This window comes from Mycobacteroides chelonae (genome assembly GCF_016767715.1).
Lineage (GTDB): Bacteria > Actinomycetota > Actinomycetes > Mycobacteriales > Mycobacteriaceae > Mycobacterium > Mycobacterium gwanakae.
Genome location: NZ_CP050145.1, coordinates 4,353,253 through 4,378,100, shown reverse-complemented (window position 1 = coordinate 4,378,100; position 24,848 = coordinate 4,353,253). Strand labels below are relative to the sequence as shown.

Annotated in this window: 21 protein-coding genes and 1 riboswitch; of the genes, 14 read left to right on the top strand and 7 right to left on the bottom strand. The window is 65.4% G+C overall.

Annotated features, from left to right (window positions below):
* Positions 1-27: 27 nt before the first annotated feature.
* From HBA99_RS21570 to HBA99_RS21560, 3 genes are read left to right on the top strand one after another with little or no spacing between them, the layout of a single operon-like run.
* Positions 28-3,021, top strand: a complete 2,994-nt coding sequence (locus HBA99_RS21570) for an alpha-mannosidase (protein ID WP_070951978.1) — start codon at positions 28-30, stop codon at positions 3,019-3,021.
* Positions 3,018-5,096, top strand: coding sequence for a phosphate acetyltransferase (gene pta / locus HBA99_RS21565; RefSeq protein WP_070951979.1), 2,079 nt, complete (start codon positions 3,018-3,020; stop codon positions 5,094-5,096). The genes HBA99_RS21570 and pta overlap by 4 nt, the downstream gene beginning before the upstream one ends.
* Positions 5,093-6,211 (top strand): acetate kinase, encoded by a 1,119-nt coding sequence (locus tag HBA99_RS21560; protein WP_070923098.1) that lies wholly within the window; start codon positions 5,093-5,095, stop codon positions 6,209-6,211. Before pta ends, HBA99_RS21560 begins: the two co-directional genes overlap by 4 nt.
* On the opposite strand, the gene HBA99_RS21555 is transcribed toward HBA99_RS21560, so the two are convergent.
* The 3 genes from HBA99_RS21555 to HBA99_RS21545 are packed head-to-tail and all read right to left on the bottom strand — an operon-like array spanning position 6,200 to position 10,790.
* Positions 6,200-8,482: a serine/threonine-protein kinase PknG gene (locus tag HBA99_RS21555; RefSeq protein WP_070952428.1), complete on the bottom strand. Its 2,283-nt coding sequence runs from the start codon at positions 8,480-8,482 to the stop codon at positions 6,200-6,202. The two genes, HBA99_RS21560 and HBA99_RS21555, sit on opposite strands and share 12 nt — an antisense overlap.
* Positions 8,482-9,465, bottom strand: coding sequence for a glutamate ABC transporter substrate-binding protein (locus HBA99_RS21550; RefSeq protein WP_081347674.1), 984 nt, complete (start codon positions 9,463-9,465; stop codon positions 8,482-8,484). Before HBA99_RS21550 ends, HBA99_RS21555 begins: the two co-directional genes overlap by 1 nt.
* A complete protein-coding gene (locus tag HBA99_RS21545; RefSeq protein WP_070951981.1) occupies positions 9,462-10,790 on the bottom strand; it encodes a hypothetical protein in 1,329 nt (442 codons plus the stop codon). Before HBA99_RS21545 ends, HBA99_RS21550 begins: the two co-directional genes overlap by 4 nt.
* Before the next feature lie 76 nt (positions 10,791-10,866).
* On the opposite strand from HBA99_RS21545, the gene HBA99_RS21540 reads away from it, so the two are divergent.
* Together HBA99_RS21540 and HBA99_RS21535 are read left to right on the top strand one after the other, a co-directional pair.
* Positions 10,867-11,415, top strand: a complete 549-nt coding sequence (locus HBA99_RS21540; protein WP_030096264.1) for an NUDIX domain-containing protein — start codon at positions 10,867-10,869, stop codon at positions 11,413-11,415.
* Positions 11,416-11,424: 9 nt separating this feature from the next.
* The gene (locus HBA99_RS21535) at positions 11,425-11,796 is read left to right on the top strand and encodes a hypothetical protein (protein ID WP_070951982.1); all 372 of its coding nucleotides are present in this window, start codon (positions 11,425-11,427) and stop codon (positions 11,794-11,796) included.
* Positions 11,797-11,839: 43 nt separating this feature from the next.
* Here HBA99_RS21535 and thiE read toward each other — a convergent pair whose 3' ends face one another.
* Positions 11,840-12,526 carry a thiamine phosphate synthase gene (gene thiE, locus HBA99_RS21530; RefSeq protein ID WP_070951983.1) on the bottom strand — a complete coding sequence of 229 codons (687 nt, stop codon included), beginning with the start codon at positions 12,524-12,526 and terminating at the stop codon, positions 11,840-11,842.
* A gap of 24 nt (positions 12,527-12,550) precedes the next feature.
* Positions 12,551-12,666, top strand: a riboswitch (TPP riboswitch).
* On the opposite strand from thiE, the gene thiO reads away from it, so the two are divergent.
* The 8 genes from thiO (at position 12,665) to HBA99_RS21490 (ending at position 20,029) form a co-directional block, all read left to right on the top strand.
* Positions 12,665-13,726 carry a glycine oxidase ThiO gene (gene thiO / locus HBA99_RS21525; protein ID WP_070932600.1) on the top strand — a complete coding sequence of 354 codons (1,062 nt, stop codon included), beginning with the start codon at positions 12,665-12,667 and terminating at the stop codon, positions 13,724-13,726. It overlaps the preceding riboswitch by 2 nt.
* The gene (thiS, locus tag HBA99_RS21520; RefSeq protein ID WP_070932602.1) at positions 13,723-13,920 is read left to right on the top strand and encodes a sulfur carrier protein ThiS; all 198 of its coding nucleotides are present in this window, start codon (positions 13,723-13,725) and stop codon (positions 13,918-13,920) included. Before thiO ends, thiS begins: the two co-directional genes overlap by 4 nt.
* A 65-nt stretch (positions 13,921-13,985) precedes the next feature.
* Positions 13,986-14,708, top strand: a complete 723-nt coding sequence (gene thiG / locus HBA99_RS21515) for a thiazole synthase (protein ID WP_044105255.1) — start codon at positions 13,986-13,988, stop codon at positions 14,706-14,708.
* Between the two features lie 17 nt (positions 14,709-14,725).
* Positions 14,726-15,700 (top strand): ABC transporter ATP-binding protein, encoded by a 975-nt coding sequence (locus tag HBA99_RS21510; protein ID WP_070915851.1) that lies wholly within the window; start codon positions 14,726-14,728, stop codon positions 15,698-15,700.
* Positions 15,700-16,452, top strand: a complete 753-nt coding sequence (locus tag HBA99_RS21505) for an ABC transporter (protein WP_070951984.1) — start codon at positions 15,700-15,702, stop codon at positions 16,450-16,452. Before HBA99_RS21510 ends, HBA99_RS21505 begins: the two co-directional genes overlap by 1 nt.
* 18 nt (positions 16,453-16,470) lie before the next feature.
* Positions 16,471-17,970: a M28 family metallopeptidase gene (locus HBA99_RS21500; RefSeq protein WP_070951985.1), complete on the top strand. Its 1,500-nt coding sequence runs from the start codon at positions 16,471-16,473 to the stop codon at positions 17,968-17,970.
* Between the two features lie 128 nt (positions 17,971-18,098).
* Positions 18,099-19,595: a M28 family metallopeptidase gene (locus tag HBA99_RS21495; protein WP_070951986.1), complete on the top strand. Its 1,497-nt coding sequence runs from the start codon at positions 18,099-18,101 to the stop codon at positions 19,593-19,595.
* Between the two features lie 38 nt (positions 19,596-19,633).
* Positions 19,634-20,029 carry a hypothetical protein gene (locus HBA99_RS21490; RefSeq protein WP_030096274.1) on the top strand — a complete coding sequence of 132 codons (396 nt, stop codon included), beginning with the start codon at positions 19,634-19,636 and terminating at the stop codon, positions 20,027-20,029.
* A 7-nt stretch (positions 20,030-20,036) separates the two neighbouring features.
* Here the strand turns inward: HBA99_RS21490 and HBA99_RS21485 are convergent, their stop codons facing one another.
* The gene (locus HBA99_RS21485; protein ID WP_070932613.1) at positions 20,037-20,753 is read right to left on the bottom strand and encodes an NUDIX hydrolase; all 717 of its coding nucleotides are present in this window, start codon (positions 20,751-20,753) and stop codon (positions 20,037-20,039) included.
* 95 nt (positions 20,754-20,848) lie between these two features.
* Here HBA99_RS21485 and HBA99_RS21480 point away from each other — a divergent pair, with 95 nt between their 5' ends.
* Positions 20,849-21,799: a TauD/TfdA dioxygenase family protein gene (locus HBA99_RS21480; RefSeq protein ID WP_030096276.1), complete on the top strand. Its 951-nt coding sequence runs from the start codon at positions 20,849-20,851 to the stop codon at positions 21,797-21,799.
* Between the two features lie 4 nt (positions 21,800-21,803).
* On the opposite strand, the gene HBA99_RS21475 is transcribed toward HBA99_RS21480, so the two are convergent.
* Both HBA99_RS21475 and HBA99_RS21470 read right to left on the bottom strand, forming a co-directional pair.
* Positions 21,804-23,804, bottom strand: a complete 2,001-nt coding sequence (locus HBA99_RS21475; RefSeq protein ID WP_070951987.1) for an amidase — start codon at positions 23,802-23,804, stop codon at positions 21,804-21,806.
* 3 nt (positions 23,805-23,807) lie between these two features.
* Entirely contained in the window at positions 23,808-24,833 is a 1,026-nt protein-coding gene (locus HBA99_RS21470; protein ID WP_070951988.1) for an agmatine deiminase family protein, read from the bottom strand.
* Between the last annotated feature and the right edge of the window lie 15 nt (positions 24,834-24,848).

Below are 24,848 nucleotides of genomic sequence, written 5' to 3'. Positions count from 1 at the left end.
AAGTCGGCGAGCCGATAGGGTCAGGTCATGCATGACGACCGGCGAATTGTCGAGGACCGCATTCGGCGTTTCGTCGATAAGCGGCTGAACTGCGCCATCTACGTCGATTCGGCGCCGCTGACACTGACGGCGTGGACCGCACCAGGGGAGCCGGTGCCGTTCGCCGAGGCGGCGGCCCAGGAATTCACCGAGATCACTCCCGGGACGCCCTGGGGGCCACCCTGGTCGACGATGTGGCTGCACGTAACCGGAACCGTTCCGGAGCGGTGGCGCGGCCGGTCCGAGGGTGCCCCGGAGATGAGGGTCGAACTCGGCTTCACCGGCGGGCCGGGCTTCAACGCCGAGGGGTTGGTGTACCGGTCCGACGGCACCGTGGTGAAGGGCATCGCGCCGCGCAACGCGTTCGTGCCCATCGACGATCCGGACGCCCCGGTGGACTTCTACATCGAGGCCGCCGCCAACCCGGACATCGGCAAGCATTTCTGGTCGCCAATGCCATTGGGAGACAAGGCTACTTCCGGTGATGAGGCGCTGTACCGGCTGGGTGGTATCGACCTTGCGCTGCGCGACCTGAACCTGTGGGGGCTGCAGCAGGACATCGCAACCCTGGACGGGCTGATGCATACGCTCCCCGAGGATCTGCCGCGCCGCCACGAGATTCTGCGCGCGCTGGAACGCATGGTGGACACGGTGGATCCCGAGGATCTCGCGGGTACCGCGGCCGACGGACGTGCCGAACTCGCCGAGGTGCTGGCGCGCCCAGCGTATGCCAGTGCCCATCGGATCACCGCCGTCGGGCACGCTCATATCGACTCGGCATGGCTGTGGCCGGTGCGTGAGACGGTCCGTAAGTGCGCACGGACCTTCTCGAACATGGTCGACCTGATGGACCGGCATCCAGACTTCCGATTCGCCTGCTCCTCGGCGCAGCAGTACGCGTGGATCAAGGACAAGTACCCCACCCTGTTCGCTCGCATCAAGGAGAAAGTTGCTGCGGGACAGTTCATTCCGGTGGGCGGGATGTGGGTTGAGGCCGATACGAACATGCCCGGCGCGGAGGCGATGGCCCGCCAGTTCGTGGCGGGCAAGCAGTTCTTCCTCGACGAGTTTGGGATCGACACCCCGGAGGTGTGGCTGCCCGATTCGTTCGGCTACTCCGCGGCGATGCCCCAGATCGTCACCGCCGCCGGTTCGGAATACTTTTTGACACAGAAGATTTCGTGGAACTCGGTCAACCGGATGCCGCATCACACCTTCATCTGGGAAGGGATCGACGGCACCGGGGTGTTCACGCATTTCCCGCCCGTCGACACCTACAACTCCGATCTGGGCGGCGGCGACCTTGCGCATGCGCAGCGCAACTACCGCGACTCCGGGGCGGGCACCATGTCGCTGGTGCCCTTCGGCTACGGAGACGGGGGCGGCGGCCCCACCCGCGAAATGCTGGCCTACGCCACGCGCAAGCGGTCGCTGGAAGGCTCACCCACGGTGGCCCTGGGTACCCCGGCGGAGTTTTTTGCCGCCGCCCACGCCGAGTACGCCAACCCGCCGCGCTGGTCCGGTGAGCTCTACCTGGAGCTGCACCGCGGCACGTACACCTCGCAGGCGAACACCAAGCAGGGCAACCGACGCAGCGAGCACTTGCTGCGCGAGGCAGAGCTGTGGGCGGCGACGGCGGCGGTGCATGCCGGATACGAGTACCCGTACGACGAGCTGGACGAGATTTGGAAGCTGGTGCTGCTGCAGCAGTTCCACGACATCCTGCCCGGCAGCTCCATCGCCTGGGTGCACCGGGACGCCGAACGGAACTACGCGGCGATCGCGGCGAGACTGGAAGCCATCATCGAATCCGCGACGCGGACCCTGGCGGGCCAGGGTGACCGCAGACTGGCTTTCAATGCTGCGCCGCACGATCGCGACGGGGTACCCGCGCTGGGCGCCGCTGTCGCCGATCAGCCCACATGCGTCACCCCCCTGAAGAGGGATGGAGGGTTCCTGCTGGACAACGGGATTCTGGCGGCCACCTTCGATGCCGACGGTCTGTTGGTCTCCCTCGTCGATGCGGCCAGCGGCCGGGAGGCCATGGCGGCGCCGGGGAATCTGCTGCAGTTGCATCGCGATACGCCGAACCAGTGGGACGCCTGGGATATCGACGGCTTCTACCGGAACACCGTCACCAATCTGACGCCGGCGAGCTCGGTTGCCGCCGCGGACGGTGCGCTGGTGATCAAGCGTGAATTCGGCAATTCACATCTTGTGCAACGCATCACGCTGCAGGATGGCGCGCCCGCACTGGACATCGAGATCGATATCGACTGGCACGAGTCCGAGAAGCTGCTCAAATTGGCGTTCCCGTTCGACGTGCAGGCCGACCGATCGGCGTCGGAAACCCAGTTCGGCCATGTGTATCGGCCCACGCACGCCAACACCTCGTGGGACGAAGCCAAGTTCGAGATCTGTGCGCACCGTTGGGTGCATGTGGGCGAATCCGGATACGGCGTGGCGGTGGCCAACGATTCGACCTACGGGCACGACATCAGTAGACGTGGCACCACCACCGTGGTGCGGATGTCCCTTTTGCGTGCGCCGCTCTTTCCGGATCCCGATTGCGATCAGGGACATCACCGATTGAGGTTCTCGGTGCGCCCCGGCGCGACGATCGGCGACGCCGTCGAGCAGGGATACCGGCGCAACCTCGATACGCGGGTCGTCGAAGGCGCCGCAGTGAGCATCGAACCTCTTATCAGACTGGATAACCCGGCCGTCGTCGTGGAATCGGTGAAGCTGGCCAACGACCGTAGCGGTGATCTGATCGTCCGGCTCTACGAGTCGCGCGGTGGGCGGGCCGATGTGAGCATCCATGCGAATTTCAGCCACGACGGGGTGGCCGTGACCGATCTGCTGGAACGGCCGATCGAGTATCCGGATGCGATCAAACTCTGGGTCAACGATATTCAACTGACATTGCGTCCGTTCAAAATTCTGACGCTGCGATTCACTCGTGTAGGAAGGCGTGTATGACCGAGCCCAAGGCGTCCAGTATCTACATTGCCTCACCCGAAGGTGATACCGGAAAGTCCACCGTCGCACTGGGTGTGATGCATCGGCTGGCCGCATCGGTGGCACGCGTGGGCGTGTTCCGCCCCATCGCGCGGTCCGGGGAGAGTGTGGACTACATCCTGGAACTGCTACTGGAGCAGAGCACCGCCGACATCGCCTATGAGGATTGTCTCGGCGTCTCGTACCACGATCTCCATCAGGATCCAGATGCGGCGATCGCCCAGATCGTCGACAGGTACCACGCGGTCGCAGAGCGCTGTGATGCCGTAGTGATTGTCGGCAGCGACTACACCGATGTCGCAAGTCCCAGCGAGCTGAGTACCAACGCCCGCATCGCGGTCAATCTCGGCGCACCGGTTCTGTTGACCATCAAGGGATTCGATCGAACGCCGGACGAGGTGGCGGCTCTTGCCGAGGTCTGTCTCGGTGAGCTCAAGGTGCAGCGTGCACACACCGCTGCCATTGTGGCGAACCGGTGTAATCCCGATCAGCTGGACGAGGTGCGCCAGGCGTTATCGCGTTTCGACAAGCCCGCCTGGGTGCTGCCCGAGGTACCCCTGTTGGTCTCGCCGTCGGTAGAAGAGCTCATGAAAGCGGTGAAGGGCTCCTTGGTCAGCGGCGACGAGGCGCTACTGTCCCGCGAGGCCACCAGCTTCATGGTGGCGGGCATGACGGCCGAGCATTGCTTGGAGCGCCTGCAAGAGGGCCAGGCCGTCATCTTCCCCGCCGACCGATCCGACGTGCTGCTGGCGGTGGCGAGCGCGCATGTGGCGGAAGGATTTCCGTCGCTGTCCGCGATCATCCTCAACGGCGGACTCAAGCTGCACCCGCGGATCGCCGACCTGGTGGACGGTATCGGGCTGCGGTTGCCGATCATCGAGACGGATTCGGGCACGTTCGAGACCGCGAGCGCCGCGGCGCATGCCCGGGGCCGGGTTACGGTGGCCTCGGCCCGCAAGATCGACACCGCACTGGCGCTGATGGATCGGTATGTCGATGGCGCGGATCTCATCGCGCAGCTGGCCATTCCGATTCCCTCGGTCACCACGCCGCAGATGTTCGAGTATCAGCTGTTGGATCGGGCGCGGGACAACCGTAAGCGCATCGTGCTCCCGGAAGGCGACGACGACAGGATCCTCAAGGCGGCCGGGCGACTGCTGCAGCGCCAGGTCGCAGATCTGACAATCCTGGGTGAAGAGGCGGAGATTCGTTCCCGCGCAGCCGAGCTGGGTGTTGACATCTCGAATGCCCTGGTGGTCAGCCCCAAGACCAGTGAGCTCGCCGAGCAGTTCGCGGGCCAGTACTTCGAGTTGCGCAAGCACAAGGGCATGACTCCTGATCGTGCGCGCGAGATCATGCGCAACGTCTCGTACTTCGGCACCATGCTGGTGTACAACGACATCGTCGACGGCATGGTGTCGGGCGCGGCGCACACCACCGCGCACACGATTAGGCCAGCGTTCGAAATCATAAGGACGACGTCCGGTGTTTCTACAGTGTCCAGCATCTTCCTGATGTGCCTGGCCGACCGGGTATTGGCCTATGGCGATTGCGCCATCGTGCCCGACCCTACCTCCGAGCAGCTGGCCGATATCGCCATCTCCTCGGCGCGCACGGCCGCCCAGTTCGGCATCGACCCGCGGGTCGCGATGCTGTCCTACTCGACGGGAAACTCGGGTAGCGGTGCCGAGGTTGAAAAGGTGCGTATCGCAACTGAATTGGTTCGTACCAGGCAGCCCGAGCTGCTGGTCGAGGGTCCCATCCAATACGACGCGGCAGTGGAGCCCTCGGTGGCGGCCACCAAGATGCCCGACTCTCCGGTCGCCGGACGCGCGACGGTGCTGATTTTCCCGGACCTCAACACCGGGAACAACACCTACAAGGCGGTGCAACGCAGCGCCGGGGCCATCGCCATCGGGCCCGTGCTGCAGGGCTTGCGCAAACCCATCAATGATCTCTCCCGCGGCGCTCTGGTGGAGGACATCGTCAACACGGTCGCGATCACCGCGATCCAGGCCCAGGACCTGACCCGATGAGCGCGGTACTGGTCCTGAACTGCGGCTCGTCTTCGGTGAAATACCAGCTCATCGAACCGGATTCGGGCAGGGTGGACGCGCACGGGCTGGTGGAGCGCATCGGTGAAGAGCCGGTCCGCAATCACGAAGAGGCACTGCGGCTGGTTTTCGACTCCATCAACACCGACGACGTGGTGGTGGTGGGCCATCGTGTGGTGCACGGCGGACAGAAGTTCCACGAGCCGACGGTGCTCGACGACGCCGTGGTCGCGCAGATCGCGGAGCTGTCGTCACTGGCGCCGCTGCACAATCCGGCCGGTGTGCAGGGCATCGAGGTGGCCCGGCGCCTGCTGCCCGATGTGCCGCAGGTGGCGGTGTTCGACACCGCGTTCTTCTACAGCCTGCCGCCAGCGGCGGCCACCTATGCGCTCGATCGTGAGGTCGCCGAGCGATACGGCGTGCGGCGCTATGGATTCCACGGCACCTCGCATCAATACGTGTCACAGCAGGCCGCCGGCTACCTGGGGCGCGCGTACGCCGACATCAACCAGATCGTGCTGCACCTGGGCAACGGCGCATCGGCGTCGGCGATCCTGCATGGCCGCGCCGTGGAGACCTCGATGGGCCTCACTCCGCTGGAGGGCCTCGTGATGGGCACCCGTACCGGCGATATCGACGCCGGCATCGTGTTCCATTTGGCGCGCCACGGCATGAGCATCGATGAGATCGACACGGTGTTCAACCGCCGTTCCGGCATGCTCGGACTGTGCGGGGCCAACGATTTTCGTGAAATTCATCGGCTGATCGAGGCGGGAGACGCATCGGCGCAGCTTGCGTACAACGTTTATGTGCACCGGCTGCGCAAGTACATTGGCGCCTACATCGCGACATTGGGTGGCGCCGATGTCATCTCCTTCACCGCCGGGGCGGGCGAGAACGACGCAGTGCTGCGTGCCGATGCCATGGCCGGACTCGAAGTGCTCGGCATAGAGCTCGATCCGGAACGAAACCTGTTGAGATCCAGCGAAATTCGCCGCATCTCCACCGATGATTCACGAGTGACGGTGCTGGTGGTGCCCACCAACGAGGAACTGGCCATCGCCAGGGCGGCGGTGGGGGCGGCTCTAAAGCAATGATGTCGGCCGGGTGGCGTTGGCCAGATCAACCAGTGCGTAACGGTGGGTGCGCTCGGTGGCCCGGCGGGCCAATGCTCGCAGGCTACGCTCAACACCTTGGCGCAGGCCGCGTTTGGTGAACGGGACACCCAGGATGTGGTGTCCGGTCGAATGATTGGTCTTGATCCAGTCCAGCGCCGTCCCGAGCACCAGCGCGCGGATCTGCAGCACACGCGGTTCCGTCTCGGGTAGTGCTTCCACCCTGCGGGCCGCCTCGCGGATGTCGTCCTCGGTGACCTCGGAGAGCGTACGACCCGAGAGCAGGGTGACCGCACTGGTGAGGCGCGCGGTGGTGAAATGGCGCGACGTGGGAGGAACGTTGTCGAGCATGCGCACTGCCTCGGCCCGCTCCCCGCGGGAGGCCAGGGTGCGGGCAAACCCGTATCCCGCGGAGATGACGCTGTTGTCGGTGGACCAGACGGTGCGGTAGAAGTCGAGGTTCTTCTCGTCATTGGCAAGTTCGGCGGTGGCGGCAAGTGCCATCTTGGGGGCGATCTCACCGGGCAAGAAGTCCAGAACAGCGGTGAAATGCTTTGTGGCTTGGTCATAGTCACCGTTGAGAAGGGCCGCCATGCCGCGGTACCAGGTCAGTCGCCACGGGGTGCCTACCCGGTCCTCGAGCTGATCCAGCTTGCTGTTGGCCTTGGCGACATCGCCCAGATCCAGGAGCGCGCGTGCCTCCATCAGAGGCAGCTCCATCGATTCGGTCAGATCCACCCCGTCGGCGTCGATTCGGCCCAGGCGGGCGGCCTTCAAGGATTCGAGGGTCTGTATCGGCTGGCTCAGTACGGTTGCCTGCAGGATGGCGGCTCCCACGTCGGTGGGGTCGAGTAGCGGAACCTGAAGAGCCGTAACGATATCCGGTGCCGTCAGGCTAGGTGGGTGAGCCAGCCCGTCGACGTATACGTCGGTGTGGGCCACCAGCAGGTCAACCCCGAAGGTGGACCGGGACGGGCTGAACAGGGTGGACATACCGGGGCGTGGTGTGCCCGAGTCCAGCGCCACCACCTCGCGCAGTACACCCACGAGCTGAGTGACCATCTCCTCGGCGCTGCCGAATCGAGCGGTGGGATCGGGATCGATGGCCCGGCGCAAAAGGCGGTGATACGAGTCGTACTTGGCGAGCACCGGATCCTCGTTGGGCAGCCCGTCCTTGTATCGGCCCTTGCGGGTGCGCATGCGCAGGGTCAGCACCGCGAGGGTGCGCCCCACCGTGTAGATATCCGACGCGACAGTGGGTCCGGTTCTGGAGATCTCGGGTGCCTGGTAGCCGGGAGTTCCGTACAGGTTGCCGTAGGCGTTGATCGCGGCCACCGCGCCCAGGTCGATGAGTTTGAGCTGCTCCTCGGTGACCATGATGTTCTCGGGCTTGAGGTCGTTGTAGGTGAGCCCAACCGAGTGCAGAAAGCCCAGTGCGGGAAGAATTTCCAGCATATAGGCAATGGCCTGTGCGACAGGTAGGGCCTTGCCCTTGGGCTGTTTCAGGGAGGTGCCGCCGACGTACTCCATCACGATGTATCCGACCGGATTCCCGTGCTGGTCGGGGTGTTCGACGAAGTTGAAGATCTTCACGATCGAGGGGTGCGCCACCTCGGCGAGGAATCGCCGCTCGGCCATCGCTATGTTCTGTGCTTCGGCGTCGCCGGAATGCACCAGACCCTTGAGCACCACCGGACGGTCGTTGACGTTGCGGTCCACCGCGAGGTAGATCCATCCCAGACCGCCATGGGCGATGCAGCCCTTGATGGCGTACTGCCCGGCAATCACATCGCCGGGATTCAGCTGCGGCAGAAAGGAAAAGGTGGACCCGCAGGCCGGGCAGGTGCCCTCGCTGCAGGCGGGGCGATCCTCCGTAGAGCGGCCCACCGGTTTACCGCAGTTCCAGCAGAATCGTTTGGACTCTTCGACGACCGGATTGGTCATCAAGGCGGCCAGTGGATCGATTTCCGGAACACGCGGGATCTCGACCAGGCCGCCGCCGAGCCTGCGGGTGGGGGAGAGCCGGACTCGCGTGGTGGTGGTGCGGACCTCTGGCTGTGTGGTGGGTTGGGTTGTGGGCTGGGTGAAATCAGGGGCACGGAAGACGGCCTGGGTAGCCATGGGGCGCATCGTGGACGCGGAGTCCGCATCCAGGTCCGCCAGGGATGCGGGCCGCGTGCCCGGACTTTCGCCTTCGTCCGGGTCGTCGACCAGATCCTCTGGGTCTTCCAGGCTGCCGGGATCTTTACTCATCAGTCCCGGTACTTTGCGCTCGGAGGTGCGGGTGCGGGCCCCAGCACGCTCAGCCATTTGCGGTACAAGGCATTCCAGGTGCCGTCGCGCCGGATGCGTTCCAGGGTGCGATTGACGTACCGGACCAGGTCGGTGTTCTCCAGCTTCATGCCGATTCCGTACGGCTCATCGCTCATGTTGGGCCCGATGATGTGCAGGTACGGATCCTGGGACATCAGGCCGGCGAGTATTGAGTCGTCGGTGCTCACCGCGTCGACCTGGCGTTGTTGCAGTGCCACAAGGCAATCCGCCCACGTCACCACCGACATGATGACCGGCGGCGGGGTGATCTGCGAGAGCCGGTTCAAGGAAGTGGTGCCGCGCGCGGCGCACACCCGTCTGCCCGAGAGGTCCTGTGCGTTGGTGATGCCCGAATCCCTGCTGGTCAGAATCCGTTGGTAGGTCATCAGATAGACGGTCGAGAAATTGACCTCCTTGCGCCGTGCGCAGGTGATGGTCATGGTCTTCACCACGATGTCGACGGTCGAGTTCTTCAATGCCGCGATGCGATCTGCCGAGGACAGAATCCGGTACTCCACCCGCTCAGGGGTGCCGAAGATGTCGCGAGAGATCTCCCCGGCGATATCGACATCGAATCCGGTCAGTTCCCCGGTGATCGGGTCGCGGAAGCTGAACAAGTTGCTTCCGATGTCCAGCCCGACGATGAGCCGGCCGCGCCTGCGGATCGCCGCGACCGCGTCATCGTTGGCGGCCCGGTCGTTGGTGGGCCGCAGACTCGCGGTGGGGTCGCACGAGGTGTCGACCTTGGTCAGCGGCGCGAGGTTGGGTTCCTGCTCGGTCATCTCGGCGGGGGTCGGCCTCGGCACGGTGAGCTGTGGCAGCGGAGTGGAGTTCTCGGGCGGCGAGCATCCGGCCAGCACGGTGGCGATGACCGCCAACGCGGCAAGTCTGCGTGCGGTGCCCTGCGTCGCTGTTCTCATCATCGGTACTCGCTCAGTCTCGGCCACAGACCGACTCCCACGCATATCGCGCCGCCCACCGAGAGGATCAACGCGCCCGCGGAGGACAGGGTCAACGCGCGTTCGGCGTTGAGAACACCCGAGCGGAGTTGGCGGCGGCTGTCCTGAACGCCGTTGCGCAGCGCCGCATCGAGGCTGTCGAAGGCCGGCGTCGAGTCTGACTCACTGCTGCCCAGTGCCACCTGGGTGGCGGCCTGGTAGTTGCCGACACCGATGTAGGCGTTGATGCGGTCATCGGCCTGCCGCCATCTGGTGAGCAGCTGCTGCGCCCGTTCCAGGTCCGCGCGGGCGATGGCATCCGGGTTGCTCAGATACTCGCCGATCTTGCGTTCCATCTCGTCGATGCGGTCGTAATAGGACTTCTTGCGCACACTCTCATCACCGCGACGGATCAGTGCCAGCGTCTCGTCGGCGCGGGCCTGCTGCGCCGAGATGGCCAGTTGAGTGATGGTTTTCAGCGAGTGGGCGCCGTCATTGCGCGCATCAGTGCCCAGCGAGGCAGAGACGGCCAGTGCGATACCCACCCAAACCACCATAAGCAGTAGGGCCGCACCCCCCGCCAGCATGCCGGGATTGATGAGGCGTCGCGTCTGCTTGGACAACCAGCGATGACCCAGGACCCCACCGATCATGGTGGCCAGCACGATGAGGATCACCGGGAAGGGCACCCGGGTGGATGCGCTGGTCTCCTGATCGACGCGGTTGGACGTTTCTTCATAGAGACGCTGCGCGTCGGGCAGGATCGTGTGCTGCATCAGTGCGGATGCCTCGCTCAGGTACGAGGCGCCGACGGGATTACTGGCCCGGTTGTTGGTGCGCGCGGTCTCGATGAGTCCGGTGTAGACCGACAGTTCGGCGTTGATGCGGCTCAGCAGCTCCTGCATCGGCCGGTCGGTGAGACCGCTGGACGCGGCGACGAGTGCGGTCGAGGCATCGGTGATGGCCTGCTCGTACCGCTCACGGACGCCCTGTGGTTCGGTGCCCGCGATGAACGCGGTGGTCGCCGCGGCATCGGCGACCGACAGGGTGCTGTACAGCTGCCCGGCGGAGTACGCCAGCGGTTCGGTGTGGTTGAGCACCGTACTCAGGGCGAGTTGCCGGTTCTGCACGCTCGCCGAAGTGGCCACCGCGGACAGCACGCCGGCGGTGGCCAGGACGATACCGAGCATCAGAATCTTGCCGGGAGTGGACTTGAGGAACCACCACCACGGATGAGCCGGCACGACGGGTGTTGTCGCGCCGACGGGCTCGGTCGACGGGTGTGCTAACCGCGTCGTCCCGACAGTCACCTCTTACCTTCCTCTCCCGGCCTTAATGGGAAGTCTAAGAGCATATTTAGTCTTTGGTGGCTCTACTGTGGACTCTGTGCGTGGCGACGGTGACGGATGGGTTGTCGCTGACACGGGTGCGCGATTCTGGGGGCGGTTCGGTGCCGCGGGTTTGCTGTTGCGCGCACCGCTGGCGAGCGGCCAGCCCGCGGTGCTGCTACAGCACCGGGCCTGGTGGAGCCATCAGGGTGGCACCTGGGCGTTGCCGGGCGGGGCGCGGGACAGCCATGAGTCGGCCGAGCAGGCGGCGGTCCGGGAGGCAGCCGAGGAAGCGGGAATCGAGCCGGGCGCCATGACCATCCGCTCCTCGGTGGTGACCAAACGCATTGACGGCCAGGCGCACTGGACGTACACGACGGTTGTTGCCGATGCCCCCGAATTGTTGCCCACCGAGGCCAATCACGAGAGCACCGAGCTGAGATGGGTGCCCGAGGAAAAGATCGAGGGAATGCGGTTGCATCCCGGGTTCAAGTCGGCGTGGCCGCTGCTGCGGGTGGTCGCGACGCTGCAGGGGACATCGAATGGTTTCTCCGGGCCCGGCACCGTCGAGCTCGAGCCCGGGCGCTTCGCCTGGCAACTGCCGTAGCGTTCGGTTATGCGTACCGGATCTCTCCTGATGCTGGCCGTGATCACGAGCGTGCTGATGGGTGCCTGCAGCTCAGAGAAAGCCGAGAGCGGGCCGGGCGAGCGCAACGAGGTGGTGGCGACCGCGCTTGCTCGCGTCGAGACTGACCTGGGTAAACCCGTCAAACTGGACGTGAAGACGTTCAAGAGTGCTGACGACTGGGCACTGGTCGACGGTCAACTGAAGGACACCGGCGGCTCCGACCCCACCCGGTATGAGGGCCTGCTCAGAAAGACCGGCTCGAAGTGGACCATTCTCGAGAGCGTGATCGGGTCCACCGATGCGCAGTGGGTGGGCTGGAAGGCGAAGTATCCGGAGGCTCCGGCGCAGATCTGGCCCTGAGGCGTACGCCGAGCGCATACCGGGTGCGGCAGATCTGCGTGGTTTACGTGCGTGCGGTATGCGCTGGGTGAACTAGCTCGCGAAGGGATGCTGCCGCCGCACCGGGATCGACCGACGCGGTGATCGCCCGCACCACGACAATCCGCGACGCTCCGGCCGCGACCACCTCAGGCACCCGCGCCTCATCGATACCGCCGATCGCGAACCAGGGCTTGGCAGTTCCGAGCGCGGCGGCCGTGCTGACGAGGCCGAGGCCGGCGGCGGTACGGCCCGGTTTGGTGGGGGTCGGCCAGCACGGCCCGCAGCAGAAGTAGTCGACCTCGGTATCCAGGGCCGCCTGGCGGGCCTGAGCAGCGTCATGTGTGGACCGGCCGATCAGCACATCCGGACCGACGATCTCCCTGGCGACCGCAAGAGGCAGGTCATCCTGGCCGAGATGCAGGATGTCGGCCCCCGTCGCGCGGGCGATATCGGCACGGTCGTTGACCGCGAACAACGCGCCGTGACGTGCGGCGGCCGCACCGAGAACAGCCAGGTACTCCAGTTCTTCGGTGGGCTCAAGCCGCCCGAACTGCTGCTCGCCGACTGATCCCTTGTCGCGCAGCTGCACGATGTCGACCCCGCCGGCAAGGGCGGCATCCACGAATTCGGCGAGATCGCCGCGCTCGCGGCGCGCGTCGGTACAGAGATAGAGGTGGGCAGACCCAAGCCGGGCCGAACGCGGGTGCATAGTCGAAGACGCTAGCGTTGTAGGTGTAAGTAACGCGGGAGCCCCAGGATGAGCGGGCTGAGAGTGGGCCAACGAATCCGGCCCTGACCGTCCGACCTGATCCGGGTCATGCCGGCGAAGGGAGTGACTCCGATTGTGATGTCGTCTCAACCAGGCTCTGTCGCCGTCATCGGCGCCGGGGTCATCGGGCTTTCCGTGGCACGTGAAGCTGCCCGCCGCGGCTGGCAGGTCACCGTCCACGACGACGGCCGAAAGGGCCCGTCCTGGGTGGCGGGCGGCATGCTTGCGCCCTACAGCGAGGCCTGGCCCGGTGAGGATGACCTGCTGGATCTGGGTATCGAGTCCCTCGGGATCTGGCGTGACGGCTTCATCGACGAGGACGTGGCAGGCGCGGTGATCACCGCGCGGGGGTCACTTACCGTGGCCGTCGACACGGCCGACGTCGGTGAGCTGAGGACCATGGCGGACTGGCTGGCCGGCCGCGGGCATACCGTTGCCGAGACCACCAATGCCCGCGACATCGAGCCGCTGCTGGCGCAGAACATCCGTCGCGGATTCACCGCGCCCGAAGAACTCGCCGTCGACAATCGCGCGGTGTTGGACGTGTTGGCCACCGAATGCGAGGCGCTCGGTGTGCGTAAGGGCCCTGCGGTTACCCACGCCGAAGACGCATCCGCCGATCAGATCGTGATCGCGAACGGGGTGCAGGCGGCAACACTTGCGAATCTGCCGATTCGTCCGGTGAAGGGAGAGGTACTGAGGCTGCGACGGCGACCCGGCGCGATGCCCCCGCCCGCGAACGTGATCCGGGCGCGGGTACACGGACGCCATGTCTACCTGGTGCCTCGGCACGACGGTGTCGTCGTGGGCGCCACGCAGTACGAGCATGGTCACGACACCGCGCCTGCCGTGGCGGGCGTGCGGGATCTGCTCGATGACGCGTGCGCGGTGCTGCCCTGTCTGGGGGAGTACGAATTCGCCGAATGCGCGGCGGGTCTGCGCCCGATGACCGATGACAATCTGCCCATGGTGGGCAGGATCGACGATCGGACTCTCGTGGCCGCCGGTCATGGCCGCTCGGGGTTTCTCCTCGCGCCGTGGACGGCGAAGACGATCGGTGTGGTGCTTGACGGAGGCCAGCCGCCGGATGCCGTCGATCCCCGCCGGTTTGAGAAGGCACATAGTCAGGAGGCCCGATGAACGTTCAGGTAAATGGTGATGCGCGCGAGGTCACCGAGGGTGCCAACATCTGGCAGCTGCTCGACCAACTGGGCTTTCCCGAGTGCGGTATCGCGGTGGCTATCAACCACACCGTCGTGCCCAAATCCGATTGGGGCACCACGGTTTCCGACGGCGCCCTGGTCGAAGTCGTCACCGCGGTGCAAGGGGGGTAGGTGCTGTGGTTAGTGCAGACGAACCGCTGTGTATCGCGGGCCGCTCATTCGGTTCGCGGCTCATCATGGGCACCGGTGGCGCCGCGAATCTCTCGATTCTGGAAAGGGCACTGCTGGCCTCCGGTACTGAGCTGACTACCGTCGCGATCCGGCGGGTGGATGCTTCCGGGGGCACTGGAGTGCTGGATCTGCTCAAGCGACTCGACATCATGCCGTTGCCCAACACCGCGGGATGTCGCGGCTCCGCCGAGGCCGTGCTGACCGCGCAACTGGCCCGTGAGGCGCTGGAGACCAACTGGATCAAGTTGGAGGTGATCGCCGACGAACGCACGCTTCTTCCCGATGCCGTGGAGTTGGTGCGTGCGGCCGAGCAACTCGTGGACGACGGATTCGTGGTACTGCCTTACACGACCGACGATCCGGTGCTGGCTCGCAGATTGGAAGACGTGGGATGCGTCGCGGTGATGCCACTCGGAGCACCCATCGGCACCGGGTTGGGCATCACCAACACACATAACATCGAGATGATTGTGGCGGCCGCCGGAGTGCCGGTGATCCTGGACGCGGGAATCGGCACCGCCAGCGATGCCGCACTCGCGATGGAACTCGGCTGCGATGCCGTGCTGCTCGCGACGGCCGTGACCCGCGCCGCCGATCCCGAACGCATGGCCGCGGCCATGGCAGCAGCCGTAACCGCCGGGCACCTCGCGCGTCACGCCGGCCGCATACCCCGTCGATTTTGGGCCCAGGCCTCCAGCCCGGCACCGGACGGACCCGCAGTGCAATAGCTGGCATAGTGGGCCGCATGATCGAACTGCGGTCGCTGACCAAGGTCTATGGGCAGACCCCGGCGGTCGATGACCTCTCGGTAACCATCGAGCCGGGCGTCGTGACCGGGTTCCTGGGACCCAATGGGGCAGGTAAGTCGACGACGTTGCGCATGATCGTTGGGCTGGCTCGCCCGACGTCCGGGACCGCGACTATCGGTGGCAAGCAGTATCACGAGATCGACCATCCGCTGCGCGAGGTTGGGGCGCTGCTGGATCCCAAGCAGTTTCACCCCAATCGGACGGCGCGTAACCACTTGAGGTGGATCGCCGCTGCCAATGACATTCCTTCCCGGCGGGTGGACGAAGTGCTGGAGATGGTCGGGCTGACCGACGTGGCCGGTCGTCATGCCGGCACCTTCTCCCTGGGCATGTCGCAGCGCCTGGGCATTGCCGTGGCACTGCTCGGCGATCCCCAGGTATTGCTGTTCGATGAGCCGGTCAACGGCCTGGACCCCGAGGGCATCCATTGGATTCGGACTCTGATGCAAAGTCTGGCCGCACAGGGCCGCACGGTGCTGGTCTCCAGTCACCTGCTTTCTGAAATGGCCAACACGGCAGACCAATTGGTGGTCATCGGCCGCGGCCGGCTTATCGCGGCGACATCTATGCATGAGTTCGTCAGTCGGGCCGGTGCCGATGTGGTGCGGGTGCGCAGTCCTCAGCTCGAGACCTTGCGCACGGCGGCAGAGGAAAGTGGCTTCTCGGTGCACGTTTCGGAACACGGTGGAGAGGCAAGCGTGCTGGAAATCAGCGGTGCTCTTATCGAACAGGTCGGTGAGCTTGCCGCACGTCGTGGCGTCACGTTGTACGAACTTTCCCCGCAACGGGTTTCGTTGGAGGACGCGTACCTGTCGCTGACCGATGATGCCGTGCAGTACCGCAGCCAGGTCGATGATCCGCTTGCGGGAAGAGCGACAGGCGCGGTGGCGGACGCGGAGGGTGTTCGCTGATGGGCGTTATCGCGGCCGAGCGGATCAAGGTATTCACCTCGCGTTCTGCGGTGTGGTGCAGCCTGCTTGCCCTGGCCTTGGGTTTGGGATTGGCGGGCCTGCAGGGCGGATCGGCCTCTGTGTACGCGCCGGTCACCCCTGGTGACGCCGCGGGCGGTGCGACTGTCGTGGGGGTGCCGCTGCTGATGGTGCTCGCCGCGATGACGGTGACCAATGAGAATCGAACCGCAATGGTGCGAACCACCTTTCAGGCCTCGCCTAACAGGTTGTCGGTAATTGGCGCCAAGGCCCTGGTCGCGGGGGTCTGGGTGGCAGTGGTCACCGCGGTCGCCACGCTGACCTCGATCGTGCTGGTGCGCGCCATGGCCGGACCGGTGGCGGGTGCGAACTTGACGCTCGACAGTGCCGGCGTGTGGAACACGATTGGTTCGGTGAGCGTGTACGCGTTCTTGTGTGCGGTACTCGCGGTGGCGGTAGGGGTGTTGCTGAAGCACACCGCGGGTGCTGTTGCGGTGCTGCTGTTGTGGCCGACGGTGCTCGAGTTGATGCTGGGCTGGCTCACTGATGCCGGAAAGGCGTTGCAGCCCTTCCTTCCTTTCGCGAACGGAATCAGGTTTACCGGTGTGCCGTGGTACACCTCCGACGGTGTGCGCTTCGTTTGGGGCACCACCGGCTCTCTCGTCTACTTTGCTACCGTGGTTGTCATCACGCTCGCTGCGGCCCTGGCCGTCGTGCAGCGACGCGACGTCTAAGTCGGACAAGGGAGAACCATGGGGACCAAGCGGGTTATGTGTGCGGTTGCGGTGTCCGCGGTATGCGCACTGGCGACAGCGACGGCGTGCGATCGGGATGGCGGCGACGCACCCCGCTCGGTGCCGCAGGCAGGCTCCGCGGAGGCGGTTGGTTTCGCGCACTCGCTGCACGAGAAGGTGACCGTCGACAACGTCGTGAAGCACCTCTCGGAGCTTCAGGAGATCGCCGACAAGAACAACAACACTCGGGCGGTGGGCACTCCTGGCTTCGATCAGAGCGTCGACTATGTGGTAAAGACGCTGAAAGACAAGGGATTCGACGTACAGACGCCCGAGTTCGACTTCAAGTACTTCCAGGCTAAATCGTTGGATCTGACGGTCGGCTCCAAGAAGATCGACGCGGCAGTGCTGTCGTACTCACCGGGCGGTCAGGCTCAGGGACGGCTGGTCGCGGCCCGTGCGGAAGAATCGCCGGGCTGCACCGCCGAGGACTACGACGGTCTGGATGTCAAGGGCGCCGTGGTCCTGGTCGACCGTGGAGCGTGCCCGTTCGCCGAGAAGGAGAGGGCTGCCGCCGAGCGCGGCGCGGTCGGCCTGATCGTCGCCGACAATGTCGATGAGAGCAAGGCGGGCGGCACCCTCGGTGAGGACGCCACCCCGAAGATTCCGGTCGTCGGCGTCACCAAGTCGGCCGGAGCAGATCTGCGCGCACATCCCGACCAGGTTGTCCTCAAGGTCGATGCGGAGACCAAGGACATCAAGGCGCGCAATGTGATCGCACAGACCAAGACGGGTGCCACCACGGATGTCGTGATGGCCGGTGCTCACCTCGACAGCGTTCCCGAAGGGCCGGGGATCAATGACAACGGCACCGGTACCGCGGCGGTTCTGGAGACCGCGCTGCAGCTGGGGCCGAACCCGGACGTGAAAAACGCGGTGAGGTTTGCGTTCTGGGGCGCGGAGGAGGAAGGGCTGATCGGCTCCACCGACTACGTCAAATCCCTGGACGTGGATGCGCTGAAAAACATTGCCTTGTATCTGAATTACGACATGCTCGGTTCGCCGAACGCCGCGTACCTCACCTATGACGGCGACCTGTCCGAAGAAGCCGATCCGAACGAGATTCCGGTGCGTATCCCGGAGGGTTCGGCCGGTATCGAGCGGACCGAGGTCGCCTACCTTGCCGATCAGGGCAAGAAGGCCCACGACACCGAATACGACGGCCGATCGGACTACGACGCATTCAGCAGGGCGGGTATCCCGACCGGCGGCATCTTCTCCGGGGCCGAGGAGAAGATGACCGACGAGGAGGCGCGGGACTGGGGCGGCAAGGCGGGCCAGCCCTTCGATCCGAACTACCACCAGGCGGGCGACAACCTGGCGAACGTGAACAAGGACGCGCTCAAGATCAACGCCGGCGGAGTCGCGTACACCATCGGCTTATACGCGCAGAGCATTGACGGACGCAACGGTGTGCCCATTCGCGAGGACCGTACCCGGCACAAGCTGAAGGATTAACGGCGGTAACAGGTTCGTTGCAACGTCCCGAAAGGCCTTGGGAACCAACGTTGGTGCGGTAGCGTGTGCGATTGCTCGATTCGCACAACTCCACCGGGGTTCCAAGAGGTTTCATTGAGGTTTGTTTGATGGCGTTGTTTCGGGGACTGGCGCGTGGTTGCGCCCTGCTTGCGATTGCGGCGGTGGCGAGTTGCTGCGCCAACCCGACTCCACCGGGGGCCGGTGTACCGGCGGCACCGAATCCCAATCTCGCAGCCGACCTTGCGCGTTCGGTGACGGTGGACGCGATGATGGCGCACCTGCAACAGCTGCAGCAGGCGGCCGACGCCCACGGCGGGAACCGTGCCGAGGGTACGCCCGGCTACGACGCCAGCGCCGACTACGTGACAAAGGCCTTGAAAGATCGTGGTTTCGAGGTACAGGCCCCGGAGCTGTCCAGGCTGAAGGTACTCACCGAGGGCAAGCCGCTCGTCGACATCGGCGGTCGCCCCTACGCGGTGGATCAGGCTTCCTACTTCGCCCAGACCCCCAAGGGCGGGCTCAAGGCCAACATCATCCGGCCCTCGGGTAAGGCCACTGGTTGTGCCGCGGCCGATTACGGCACCCTCAAGCTCGACGGTCAGATCGCGGTGGTCGACGGCGCCGGATGTTCGGTGGTCGACAAGCACAATGTCGCCAAGGAAAAGGGTGCGGCGGCAGTGCTGGTCGTGATGCAGGCCGGTGCCGGTGAGGGCCTTTTTACACCCAATTACTATGAGCAGCTGTCCATTCCGGTTGGAATCGTCGATTCGGGAGTCGACACCCTGCTGCGCCGCAATTCGTCGCCGATAACCCTGGTGCTGGACATGAACATCGCGAAGGTGCGCTCACGCAGCATCATCGCCCAGACCGCAACGGGTGACCCCGCGAATGTGGTGCTCGCCGGAGCGCACCTGGACAGTGTGGCCAAGGGCCCGGGCATCAACGACAACGGAACCGGTGTGGCCGCGGTCTTGGAGAGTGCGCTGCAGCTCGGACCCAAGCCGGTGATCAACAACGCCGTCAGGTTCGCCTTCTGGGCCGCCGAAGAGGACGGACTGGCCGGGTCGATCGAATACGCCAAGGGCCGCAACGCCGACGAGCTCAATGACATCGCGCTGTACCTGAACTTCGACATGCTCGGTTCGCCCAATGCCGGTTACTTCGTGCTCGACGGCGACCAGTCCGCCGCCAAACCCGACCCGAACCGGCCGCCGTTGGACATTCCGGAAGGGTCCGCGGGTATCGAACGGACCTTCGCTGGATACCTCAACCTGGCGGGCAAGCGACCGGCGGCCGAGGAGTTCAACGGCAGATCCGATTACGGGCCATTCCTGGCCGCCAATATTCCGGTGGGCGGAATCAGCTCGGGTGCGCTGGACAGAATGAGCGGCCCGGAAGCCAAGATGTGGCAGGGACGCGCGGGTCAACCATTTGACCCCAACTACCACGGCCCTAAGGACAACCTCGCGAATGTCGGCAAGGAGGCGCTGGGGATCAACGGTCCGGCGGTGGCCTTTGCCGTCGGCACGTATGCGCTGTCCACCACCGGGCCCAACGGCGTACCGGAGCGCAAAGTTCGGCGACACTCTCCGCGAGATCGCTGAGGCGGCTAGCATCCCAGCGCATGCGAAGAATTCTTGTGCTGCTGGTAGCTCTGGCATCCAGTGCCATGATCGGGCTGCCGTCTTCCCCGGTCGTTCATGCCGATCCCGGGGTGAAAATGACCTACCGCGTGACAGCGCAGGACCCGGGGAGCAATCGTCAGGTGGTCATCTCCTACCGCACGGGTAAGGGGGAGAAGGCGGAGAAGTACACCTGGCTCGATCCCTTCGTGCCCTGGACGCACGACATATCGATGACGGCTCGCGAAGCGCAGGTGAGCATATTCAGTGACCAGGGCGGCAACTACCTCGGTGAGATCCTGCGTGACGGCAATGTGATCGCATCGAACTCGGTGTACCTGGACCCGGGCTGGGTGGCGGAACAGAGCGCGCCCTATGGGACGCCGACGGTGCTGGCGCGCGCCAACGTGTCCTAAGCGCTGGCTATCGCCAGGCGAAGACCGGCTGCTCCAGCTCATCGACGCGGTCGCTGCGGCCTTCCAGACAGAGCCATCTCACCTGTAACAGGACGGCCCCGGTCGGGGCGTGGATGAGGTCGTTGCCCAGTGGGATCTGCACCACCGGGCGTGGGCTCTCCGGAATGTTGATGTAGCGCGGTGAATCCTCGCGTTGGAGCTGGTGCAATCCCACGCGATAGGCCGCCACCACCTCGTCGGGTGAGGGGCGCATCTCCAGACGGCCGCCGCCCCACACCACGACCGGGGTGATCACGTATCCCGATCGTGTCGGGTAGTCGTCGAGCAGTCCAAGCACCGTCGTATCGGGCAGCGCCACCCCCAGCTCCTCGTCCAGCTCACGCAGCGCGGCTTGCACCGCGTCCTCGCCCGGATCCAGTCGTCCACCGGGCAGTGCCCATTGCGCGGCATGGGAGTTGAGTCGAGAGGTTCTGCGGCATAACAGGAATGCCGCTCCACCGGAGACATCGACCATCCTGCCGTCCAGCCCCTGCTCGGGGATCTCGCGACCGCCAATCCAGTCGTCCACCGGTGCCGGGTCGATGCGGTCTTCCCCTAGATCCGAATCGACCAGCACGACGGCCACCGCGGCGCGGCGTTTCTCCGGATCATCGACGGTCCGGCGGTCATGGCCCGCCAGGAATCGGCGAATCCGGTCCCGCAGTTCCTCGTCGTACGCGATCACCGTTCGACCATATCTGCCGTCGTCGACGGCGGTCCTTTCGAATCGACTTGGCTCTATCCCTGGGCATACGGCGCCGGGATTGTTGAGATTCGGGGGTGAGTGACAACGAAACACGACGTATCTATCGTGACGCCGGGATCACCGTCGAAAAGCTCGGCGAACACATCGGCGCCCGGGTCGACGGGGTGCAGCTTGGCGCCGATGTTCCGGCCGAACGTGCCGAGGCAATCCGCGTCGCGCTGGCCGTCAACAAGGTGCTGGTGTTCACCGGACAACACCACCTGGACGACGCCGGACAGTACGCATTCGCCAGTCTGCTCGGGGAGCCGACGCTGCCGCACCCCACGGTGACCTCTCACGGCAGTGAGCTGCTGAACCTCGAAGGCGCCGCCAACGGCTGGCACACCGACGTCACGTTCGTCGACCGCATTCCGAAGGCGTCGGTCCTGCGGCCGGTGACCTTGCCGTCCTATGGGGGCGCCACCACCTGGGCGTCGACGGTTGCGGCGTACGAACAGCTGCCCGCGCCGTTGCGTGCGCTTGCCGACGACCTGTGGGCCACCCACACCAACCTGTATGACTACGTGGGCGCGGGCGCATCGGGCGGGGTGAGCGCCGAGCGCCGTGCCGCGTATTACAGCGAGTTCACCAGCTCTCTGTATGAAACGTTGCATCCGGTGGTGCGGGTGCACCCGGAGACCGGTGAGCGCAGCCTGCTGCTCGGGCAATTCGTCAAGAGTTTCCCGGAGTTTCACGGCGCCGAGTTCGCGACACTTTTCCAGCTGCTGCAGTCACGCATCACCAAGCTGGAGAACACCTTCCGATGGAACTGGCGGCTGGGTGACGTAGCCATCTGGGACAACCGGGCCACCCAGCATTACGGAATCGCCGACTTCGGCGACCAGCAGCGCGAGCTCCATCGCGTCACGTTGGCCGGCGATGTGCCGGTGGACATCTATGGTCAGGCAAGTCAGATCCTCACTGGCGATGCCAGTCACTACTCGGGGATCGAGAGTCCGCGACGGTTGGAGCTGTTCGCCGCCTGATGCGTCAGGCGATGCCGCAAGCGGTCGTCCACGCTCCCGCGGTTCGGCCGTCGTGGGTGCGGATCAACGCCACGATCAAGGAGCCGTAGGCCTCGCGCCAGACCGAATGGCGCGGCCGAGATGCCGCCGCACGCAGGGTCGTTGCGGCGGTGAACGTATCGCCGGCTCGGGTGAGGGTGAGTTCATCGCCGTCGACGTACAGCCTGGCGTTGGCGACGGGATGCATACCTTCGACGGCGACGGTGATGGCGACGGCGCAGTCACCGTCGCCGAGGTCGGATTCTTCGACTGTGATGACGCACCGCGGCGCCATCCCGCCGGCCGCGGCTTCGGCCGGCAATGCGATAGGCGGCAGGGCCGGTGTCCGCGGCGGAGCGGTGCGCCGGTGCCGAGTGGCTTCGACGGCGGAGGCCAGACGCAGCAACCGGACATCGTCGTGGCCGCGACCGAGGATCGTGAGCCCGACAGGCATCCCGATATCGTCCAGGGTGCCCATCGGTACGGTGACCGAAGGGATTCCGAGGTGCCGCGGCACGAGGTTGCCGTTGGCGACCCACGTGCCGTTGCGCCAGGCCGTATCGGCCGACGCCGGATTGACGTCGGCGTCCGAGCGGCCGATGTCGGCGACTGCGGGATGGATGACGGCGTGGAGTCCGAGCGCGTCCATCCACGCCTCAAGGTCGATACGGCGCGTCGCCTCCAGCCCCGCGATGCCGTCGGCGATCAGGGGGATCTGTTCAAGCTCGGCGATGCCGGCGGCGGCACGGGCCGGATACTCGCCGAGATCGACCTCCAGGTCGAGTTGATGACGGTCGTACTGATCGGGCAATGCGCCAGGCGGCGGCGGAAAGATCAGCGCACCGTCGACGTCGCGCACATGCGACAACTCGGGATCCCCGTTGACCTGTAGGAATTCTTCCCAGCCCCAGATGGAAAGGTCCCACAGTTCGCGCTCGTCGTACCCGGACGGAATGAGCCCACGGTCCAGCATCGTCGCCGCGCCTTCGTAATTGGTGACGACAGGGAAGTCCACTTCGAGCACCTCGGCGCCTGCCGCACGCAGGTCGTCCGCGATGCGTCGCCACAGGTCGACAACGCTTGGACGGGTCTGCACCGGGCGGTCTCCGGTGGTGTCGCCGATATACATCCGTGGCACTCCCAGCCGGGTGCCGCGCAGGCTGTCCGCGGTGGAATCACTCAGTGCGCTGTAGCTTTTGGGCCGCAATGTCGATGCGGGCGGGATCTCGACCCACTTCTGGCGACGCCAGAAATCGCCGCGCTGGTCCGGGTCGTCGGCGACGATGACGTCCAGGAGCGCCAGCAGGTCGGCGACGCTGCGGGTATGCGGAACGACGACGTCCATCGTGGGTACGAGCGGCCAGTTACCGCGAACCGAGATCACACCGCGCGAAGGGCAGTAGGCCACCAGCGCGTTACATGAGGCCGGTGCCCGGCCTGAGCTCCACGTCTCCTCACCGAGTCCGAACGCGCCAAAGCTGGCGGCCGTCGCGGTACCCGATCCGTTGGAAGACCCCGAGCCGAACGCCGACGTCAGATAGTCACTGTTGTAGGGACTTTCAGCGCGGCCGTAAACGCCGCGCTGCATGCCGCCGTTCGCCATCGGTGGCATGTTGGTGAGCCCAAGCAGCACCGCTCCCGCGGTACGAAGTTGTGCGATGGTGAACGCATCGCGCTGGGCGATGAGCCGGGCGAAGGCGGGAGATCCGGCCGCCACCGGCAGCCCCATCGCAGCGTATGAATCCTTGGCGGTGTACGGGATGCCGTCGAGCGGGCCGAGCGTGGCACCGGCCGCGCGACGCGCGTCGGACTCGGCAGCGGCGGCGAATGCCTGCGGATCCAGGACGGGCACGGCGTTGAGGGCGATCCCACCGCGGTCGTAGGCGGCGATCCGGCGCAGATACTCCGCGACCAGCGCGACCGACGTCGTTTCCCCGGCGGCGAGTGCGGCCTGCAGATCGGCGATGCTCGCCTCAACGACATCCATTGCCTAAACCTTTGGCTGTTGCTGGGTGATGCAGTGAATACCGCCACCACCGGCGAGGATCGGCCGCGCATCGACCAGCACCACGTCTCGGCCGGGATAGGCATCGGCGATGATCTCTGCGGCCTGCGAGTCGGCCTCCGGCTCGTCGTAACCACACAGGATCACGCCGTCTCCGGTGACAAGGTGATTGATGTAGCTCCAGTCGACAAACCCGTCCGCGTCGCGCAGTGTCGCCGGCGCCGGCAGATCGACGACGTCGAACGCGCGCCCGCGGGCATCGACCGCATCGGCGAGCGCGCCGCGCAGTTGTGTGGATACGTCGTAATCGGGGTGGTCAGGATTGGTTTGTGCATGCAGTAAGACGGTGCCGGGCGCGGGCAGCGTCGCGACCATGTCGACGTGCCCCTTGGTGCCCAGCGGCTCGTAGTCGCGCGTGAGTCCGCGTGGTAGCCACACGGCATGCTCAACGCCCAGGGTGCGGGCCAGCTCGGCTTCGATGCGGCTGCGGTCGGCGTGCGGATTGCGCAGCGGATCAAGCAACACAGTCTCGGTCAGCAGCACGGTGCCGGCACCGTCGACATGGATGGCGCCACCCTCGTTGACCAGCAACGACGATAAGAGGGTCGCGCCGGCGGCCGCTGCGATGGTGCGGCCGATCTCACGATCGTTCGACCAGGCCTGCGGCGTTGACGACCCCCAGCCGTTGAATATCCAGTCGACGGCACCCAGCTCGCCCGTGACGTCGTCGACGACGAACGTAGGTCCGATATCGCGCATCCAAAAGTCGTCGAGCGGGGCGACCAACAGCTCGATTTCCGACGACAACATTCGGCGGGCGCGTTCGTGCTGGCTGGGGTCTACCACCATCGTCACCGGAGTGAAGGCGAGTACGGCATGCGCCACCGCCGTCCAGGCCTGATAGCCGGCCTCTAGCGCGGCGTTATCGTCGCCGAAGGTGAGGCCGGGCTTCGGGAACGCCATCCAGATCCGCTCGTGCGGTTCGGTTTCCGCAGGCATCCGCCATGCCATGTGTGCCTCTCGGTT